This is a genomic window from Stutzerimonas stutzeri, from assembly GCF_000935215.1.
Classification (GTDB): Bacteria; Pseudomonadota; Gammaproteobacteria; order Pseudomonadales; family Pseudomonadaceae; genus Stutzerimonas.
The window spans coordinates 1-7029 of the sequence record NZ_JXXD01000358.1 but is presented as its reverse complement, the minus strand read 5'-3'; the positions used below and the strand labels follow the sequence as shown (position 1 = coordinate 7029).

Here is a 7029-nt window from a genome sequence, read left to right as displayed (position 1 = left end):
GGAGCGCTGGCTTGGCGCCGGCTCGGCGACACTGCTCGCCGCAGCGGCGCCTTGGCAACCGTCGCGCAGTGATATCAATCTCGGCGTGGTCACCGTGAGTGGTGGCGATATTCCGTTCAACAGCACCCAGCTACAGGCCGGGCGCCTGCTCAGCGGCTTGCTCGAAGGGCGTAGCCCGGTGGTTCGGCATCGCACCATGCACGGCGGCGATACCCTGGAGATTCGCCTGTTGCCGGCGCGCTTCGGCAAGGCTTACGAGGACTACCGCGCCTGTACGGCCAAGCTGCTGCCAGTCAATTTCGATCAGGTGCGCCAGTCGCAGATCGGTTTCCCGAGCAGCGATGTGGTGCTGGACGCTCAGGGGCGCGCCAGGCTCGATGTCGTTCTGCAGTACATGCGCGCCGATCCCAATGTGAATCGCATCGAACTTGATGGCCACTCGGACAACAGCGGCAATCGCCTGCTCAATCGGGATCTGTCGCGCCGTCGCGCACTGGCGGTTCAGGAGTACCTGGTCGCCAACGGCATAGCACTGGAGCAGATCACCCTGCGCTTCCATGGCGAGCGCTATCCGCTGGTGGCCAACAGCAGCGAGGCCAATCGCGCGAAGAATCGGCGTGTCACCTTGCGCCTGGCGCGAGAAGCGGCGCCTCCTGCGCCCTCGGCTCCCGCCGTCCCGTCGTCTTGATTGCCGCCGCAGCGGCGCGCCCCTGTAAAAGCCAGCCCATGACCGGTAGAATCGCAGGCTTTCCGTACAACCCGTGGAGCTGATGGCATGGCGGACGTTAAGAAGGTAGTTCTGGCCTATTCCGGTGGCCTGGACACCTCGGTGATTCTGAAGTGGCTGCAAGACACCTATAACTGTGAAGTGGTGACCTTCACCGCCGACCTCGGCCAGGGCGAAGAAGTCGAGCCAGCGCGCACCAAGGCGCAGGCTCTGGGCGTCAAGGAAATCTACATCGACGACCTGCGCGAAGAGTTCGTGCGCGACTTCGTCTTCCCCATGTTCCGTGCCAACACCGTTTACGAAGGCGAGTACCTGCTGGGTACCTCCATCGCCCGTCCGCTGATCGCCAAGCGCCTGATCGAGATCGCCAACGAGACTGGTGCCGATGCCATCTCCCACGGTGCCACCGGCAAGGGTAACGACCAGGTGCGCTTCGAGCTGGGCGCCTATGCGCTCAAGCCTGGCGTCAAGGTGATCGCTCCCTGGCGCGAGTGGGATCTGCTGTCGCGCGAGAAGCTGATGGACTACGCCGAGAAGCATGCCATCCCGATCGAGCGCCACGGCAAGAAGAAGTCGCCTTACTCCATGGATGCCAACCTGCTGCACATCTCCTACGAGGGCGGTGTGCTGGAAGACACCTGGACCGAGCACGAAGAAGACATGTGGCGCTGGACCAAGTCGCCGGAAGCGGCGCCAGACACCCCCACCTACATCGAACTGACCTACCGCAAGGGCGACATCGTCGCCATCGATGGCAAGGACATGACTCCAGCTCAGGTCCTGGCCGAGCTGAACCGCATCGGCGGCGAAAATGGCATCGGCCGCCTCGACATCGTCGAGAACCGCTATGTCGGCATGAAGTCCCGCGGCTGCTATGAGACGCCCGGCGGCACCATCATGCTCAAGGCCCACCGCGCAATCGAGTCGATCACCCTCGACCGCGAGGTCGCGCACCTGAAAGACGAGCTGATGCCCAAGTACGCCAGCCTGATCTACAACGGCTACTGGTGGAGTCCCGAGCGCAGCATGCTGCAGCAGATGATCGACGCTTCCCAGGTCAACGTGAACGGCGTCGTGCGCCTGAAGCTGTACAAGGGCAACGTCATCGTCGTCGGCCGCAAGTCCGACGATTCGCTGTTCGATGCCAACATTGCGACCTTCGAAGAGGATGGCGGCGCCTACAACCAGGCGGACGCCGGCGGCTTCATCAAGCTCAACGCCCTGCGCATGCGCATCGCTGCCGGCAAGGGCCGCACCCAGTTCTGATAAGCTGGCGCGCCTGAGCCAACCGACCCCGGCCATGTGCCGGGGTTGTACTTTCTGCACTGCCACAAGCGCTGCCGAACGAGGAGACCTGAATCATGAGACTGCTGCATACCATGCTGCGTGTCGGCGATATGGAAAAGTCCATCGCCTTCTACACCGAAGTGCTGGGCATGACCCTGCTGCGCCGCAAAGACTATCCGGACGGCAAATTCACGCTCGCCTTCGTCGGTTACGGCGACGAGGCGCACAACAGCGTCATCGAGCTGACCCACAACTGGGGTGTCGAGACCTACGAGCTGGGTAATGGCTACGGCCACATCGCCCTGGAAGTGGAAGATGTCTACAAGGCCTGCGAGGACATCCGCGCCCGTGGCGGCAAGATCACCCGGGAGCCGGGGCCGATGATGCACGGTTCGAGCATTCTGGCCTTCGTTGAAGACCCGGATGGCTACAAGATAGAAATGTTATCGCCGAAGCGCGCTGACTGATAGATAGATATGAAAAAGCCCCTTTCGGGGCTTTTTCTTTTATAGATCGAAGTCGAAGTCGTTCAACTGTTTCTGCAGGCGGCGTTCCTCCAGCAGGTTGTCGATGATTCGGCGCTTGGTCAGATTGGTCTTGGCGACCTCGACGGGAGCTTCGCTGCTCTCATCGTCATCTTCGGCGATGAAATCGTCTTCGATCTGAATGTCTTCTTTCTCGGCCACTTGTTCACTCCAAGGCTACGGGGCGCTCTTGGCGCACCTTATAGCCGCAAATCGGGAGCCGGTAAAAAAGTTTTTTTCAATCGCGATGCAAGCTTTTCGCTAGCGCACTCAATCGTCCGAAGTCTTGTGCCTGTATTCGCAGAGATCCTCGATCCGACAGCTGCCGCATAATGGTTTGCGCGCCTTGCAGACATAGCGGCCGTGCAGGATCAGCCAGTGGTGTGCATCGAGCAGATAATCCTTCGGTACGAAACGAATCAGCTTGCGTTCGACCTCCAGAACGTTCTTGCCTGGGGCGATGCCGGTGCGGTTGCTGACCCGGAAGATGTGCGTGTCCACCGCCATGGTGAATTGGCGGAATGCCGTGTTCAGTACCACGTTGGCGGTCTTGCGGCCCACCCCGGGGAGGGCTTCCAGATCCTCGCGATTGTCCGGCACCTGGCCGCCATGCTTCTCGATCAGGATGCGACAGGTCTCGATGACGTTCTTCGCCTTGCTCGGATACAACCCGATGGTGCGGATGTACTCGCACAGGCCGTCGTAGCCGAGGGCGTAGATCGCCTCCGGGGTGTTGGCCACGGGGTAGAGCCTGGCAGTGGCCTTGTTCACGCCGACATCGGTGGCCTGGGCCGAGAGGATCACGGCGATCAGCAGCTCGAAGGGCGTGCTGTAGGCCAGCTCGGTCTTCGGCTCGGGGTTGTCTTCATGCAAGCGCCGGAAGATTTCCCGACGTTTTTCGGCATTCATCGGAACGGGCTCACTCGATCACACCGGTTACGCGTACGCGGCGGCTGGTGGCCGGCGCAGCGGGCTGGGTGGCGCGGGCACGTTCGGCAAGCTGCTGGTCGATCCGGTTCTTCAGCGCAATCAGCAGGCCGAGCACGATGAAGGCGCCAGGCGGCAGAATCGCCAACAGGAAGCCCTTGTAGTTGCTGAACAGAGTGATCTGCCAGTCAGCGGCGATCGGGCCGAACAGCAGGTGCATGTTGGCGAACAGCGCACCGGTGCCGAACAGTTCGCGCAGGCCGCCGAGCACCACCAGAACCAGACAGAAGCCGATGCCCATGACCAGGCCGTCGAAGCCTGCGATCAGCGGATTGTGTTTGGCGGCGAACCCGTCGGCGCGTCCAAGGATGACGCAGTTGGTGGTGATCAGCGGGATGAAGATGCCGAGGATCTGGTACAGCTCGTAGGTGAAGGCCTGCATCAGTAGCTCAATGCAGGTGGTCAGCGCGGCGATGATCATCACGAATGCCGGCAGACGCACCGCGGTGTTGACCACGCCGCGCACCAGCGATACGCCGATGTTCGAACAGGTCAGCACCAGCATCGTCGCCAGGCCGAGTCCGAGTGCGTTGACCGCCGAGTTGCTGACGCCGAGCAGCGGACAGAGCCCGAGCAGCTGGACCAGCGCCGGGTTGTTCTTCCACAGTCCGTTGACGGTCAGTTCGCGATAGCTGGGTGCGCTCATGGCTGATCCCCTTGCGGCTCGGCTTCAGGCTCGTTGGTTTGCAGCTCGTCGCGGGTGGCGGCACTTCCGGCGCGTGAGTGGACGGTGGCTCCGGCGGGCTCGATGCGGCTTTCCAAGGCGTCGCCGACGGCCCCGGTCGTCTCGCCGCCGGTTGCCAGCAGCTCGGCCTTGTGCGCATCGAAGTACTGCAAGGCGCGGTGCACGGCGCCGACCACGGCGCGGGGGGTGATGGTGGCGCCGGCGAACTGGTCGAACTCGCCGCGATCCTTCTTCACCGCCCAGCCGTCGGCCTCGGGGCTGCTCAGCGACTTGCCTTCGAAGCTGCGAATCCAAGGACTTTTCGCCAGTTCGATCTTGTCGCCCAGTCCTGGCGTTTCACGATGGCCGATGACGCGGACACCGGCGACCCGGCCGTCGGCGTGGATGCCCACCAGCAGGTGAATCGCGCCGCTGTAGCCATCCGGCGCGATGGCCTGGAGGATCACGGCGCTTGGCCGGCCATCCTTGATTGCGACATAAGCGGGCAGAGGGCTCTTGTTGCCGAGCAAGCGGTCCTGGATCAGCACGCTGTCGTCGAGCAGGTGATTGTCATAACTGCCTGCGGGCAAAATTTCACCCAGTGCGCGAACCTGTGCGGCGCGTTCGGCGGCCTGAATGCGTTCGGCGGTTCCCTGCTGAAGCAGCGTCACCGCGCCTACGGTGACAATTGCGAACAGGCCCAGCACCGCGGCGTTCTTCAGCATGGAACGGCTGATTTCCGGAAGCATCATGTCATTCGCCCAGCTTGAAGCCGCGCTCGGCCTTGCGGTGGCCGTAGGTGCGCGGGCGGGTGTAGTAATCGATAGTGGGTGCCGCCAGGTTCATCAGCAGCACGCCGAAGGCCACGCCATCCGGATAGCCGCCCCAGGCGCGGATGACGTAGACCAGAATGCCGACGCCAACACCGAAGATGAGACGCCCGAGCGGGCTGGTGGCGCTGCTGACCGGATCGGTGACGATGAAGAACGCGCCTAGCATGGTGGCGCCGCTGAGCAGATGGAACAGCGGCGAGCCGTTGCTATCAGAGCCCGAGCCATTCCAGAACACCAGGCTCATCACCACCAGCGCGGCGAGCATGCCCACTGGCGCATGCCAGCTGAACAGCCTTTTGTGCAGTAGGAACAGGCCGCCGGCCAGGAAAGCCAGGTTCACCACCTCCGAACCGATGCCGCCAAAGTGGCCGAACGCCGGATTGCTCCACAGCTCGTCGATGGTCAGGCTTTTGTTCACCTTCAGTACGTCGAGGGCCGTGGCCTGGGTCCAGCCATCGGGCAGCGAGGCGATGCCGAGGATGTGCTGCAGGCCGGCACCTAGCCCGACGCTGTGCGGCACAGGCCAGGTTGTCATTTCGACCGGGAAGGAAATCAGCACCACCACGTAGCCGATCATCGCCGGGTTGAAGGGGTTCTGGCCAAGGCCGCCATACAGCTGTTTGCCGAAGACCACCGCGCAACCAGTGGCAATCAGTGTCAGCCACCAGGGTGAGTAGGGCGGCAGCGCGAGGGCCAGCAACACAGCGGTAACCAGCACGCTGCCATCGCGGAGAAAGAAGCCTACCGGACGCTGGCGCAGCTTCAGAATCGCTGCTTCGAAACCAAGAGCGGCCGCGCAGGCCCAGGCCATGTTGATCAACGTACCGGCGCCGTAAAGCCAGGTCAGCACGATCACGCCGGGCAGGGTAGCCGCGAGCACCAGCAGCATGACGCGCTGGGTACGGCTGGGGCCCTTGGCATGGGGCGAAGTGATGCGGGGCAGGGCCATTGGCTCTCCGGTTCTAACGCGTTGACTGGGTGCAGGCTGGGGAGCCTACGCCTTGTGTCCGTTCTATGTGTTGGTGTTTCACCCAGGCGACGAAGGTTGCTGCCGTCTCGAGCCGTGGGTTCATGAGTCCTGATATTCCGCCATCTGGCGTTCCGCCTCGCTCAACCGTGCGCGGGCAGCGTCTATTGCAGCGGACTCTGCGTTCTCGTCGCGCTCAAGCTTGCGCAGATCGGCTCGGGCAAAGGCGAGCTCGGTCTTGAGCGCTCGCTGGCGATCATCGACTCCCGGCTTGCTGGTCCGTACCAGCTCGGGCGCGGGTTTCTGCGAAGCATCCTCGGCAGCGTGCAGCGCTTGCTCCGCTGCGCTCAGCGCATCACGCAGACGGCTGAGCTCCGGTTCTTCGGCGCCGGCTTTCTCGGCTTTCTTGAGTTCGGCGCGCTTCATCGCCAGTTCGATCTTGGCTTTCTTCAGTGCATCGTCAGCGGCTGGCTTCGCATCCGGTGTTGGCGCCGAATTCTGCGCGGCACTGAGGCCCTGCTCTGCTTCATGCAGCTGCTGGCGCAGGCGCGCGAGTTCGGCTTGCTGGTCGTCGTCCGGCGTTTCGACCTTCTCCAGCTTGCGGATCTGCGCCTTGAGCATGGCGGCTTCGATCTTCGCCTTCTTCAGGGCTTCGTCATCGGCCGGCTTGGCGGCGGGGGCGGGCGCTGCACTCTGCGCGGCGGCCAGCGTCTGTTCGGCGTCGTGCAGCTGCTGGCGCAGGCGGCCGAGTTCGGCTTGTTGGGCGTCGTCCGGTGCTTCGATCTTCTCCAGCTTGCGAATCTGCGCCTTGAGCATGGCAGCTTCGATCTTGGCTTTTTTCAGTGCTTCGTCATCGGCCGGCTTGGCGGCGGGAGCGGGCGCTGCACTCTGCGCGGCGGTCAGCGCCTGTTCGGCGTCGTGCAGCTGCTGGCGCAGGCTGGCGAGTTCGGCTTGCTGGTCGTCGTCCGGCGTTTCGACCTTCTCCAGCTTGCGGATCTGCGCCTTGAGCATGGCAGCTTCGATCTTGGCTTTTTTCAGTG

Annotated in this window: 8 protein-coding genes and 1 pseudogene; 3 read left to right on the top strand and 6 right to left on the bottom strand. The window is 63.0% G+C overall.

Annotation, left to right across the window (positions count from 1 at the left end; translation table 11 throughout):
• From LO50_RS23400 to gloA, 3 genes are all read left to right on the top strand, one after another.
• On the top strand, window positions 1-688 hold a 688-nt coding region (locus tag LO50_RS23400), incomplete at its 5' end, for a MotY family protein (protein ID WP_044316535.1).
• Between the two features lie 87 nt (window positions 689-775).
• On the top strand, window positions 776-1993 hold the full coding sequence (locus LO50_RS23395; protein WP_041014740.1) for an argininosuccinate synthase: 1218 nt from the start codon (window positions 776-778) through the stop codon (window positions 1991-1993).
• A 95-nt stretch (window positions 1994-2088) separates the two neighbouring features.
• Entirely contained in the window at window positions 2089-2481 is a 393-nt protein-coding gene (gloA, locus tag LO50_RS23390) for a lactoylglutathione lyase (RefSeq protein ID WP_044316534.1), read from the top strand.
• Between the two features lie 39 nt (window positions 2482-2520).
• On the opposite strand, the gene LO50_RS23385 is transcribed toward gloA, so the two are convergent.
• The 6 genes and pseudogenes from LO50_RS23385 to LO50_RS23360 all read right to left on the bottom strand — a co-directional run.
• A complete protein-coding gene (locus LO50_RS23385) occupies window positions 2521-2700 on the bottom strand; it encodes a PA3496 family putative envelope integrity protein (RefSeq protein WP_003282969.1) in 180 nt (59 codons plus the stop codon).
• A 108-nt stretch (window positions 2701-2808) separates the two neighbouring features.
• Window positions 2809-3447 (bottom strand): endonuclease III, encoded by a 639-nt coding sequence (gene nth / locus LO50_RS23380; RefSeq protein ID WP_014819502.1) that lies wholly within the window; start codon window positions 3445-3447, stop codon window positions 2809-2811.
• 10 nt (window positions 3448-3457) lie between these two features.
• Complete coding sequence (locus LO50_RS23375; protein ID WP_044316533.1) at window positions 3458-4171, bottom strand: electron transport complex subunit E; 714 nt, start codon at window positions 4169-4171, stop codon at window positions 3458-3460.
• Window positions 4168-4941, bottom strand: a complete 774-nt coding sequence (rsxG, locus tag LO50_RS23370) for an electron transport complex subunit RsxG (protein WP_044316532.1) — start codon at window positions 4939-4941, stop codon at window positions 4168-4170. Before rsxG ends, LO50_RS23375 begins: the two co-directional genes overlap by 4 nt.
• A gap of 1 nt (window position 4942) precedes the next feature.
• The gene (locus LO50_RS23365) at window positions 4943-5971 is read right to left on the bottom strand and encodes an RnfABCDGE type electron transport complex subunit D (RefSeq protein WP_042926734.1); all 1029 of its coding nucleotides are present in this window, start codon (window positions 5969-5971) and stop codon (window positions 4943-4945) included.
• Window positions 5972-6091: 120 nt separating this feature from the next.
• Window positions 6092-7029, bottom strand: a pseudogene (locus LO50_RS23360) (electron transport complex subunit RsxC); the annotation flags it as partial.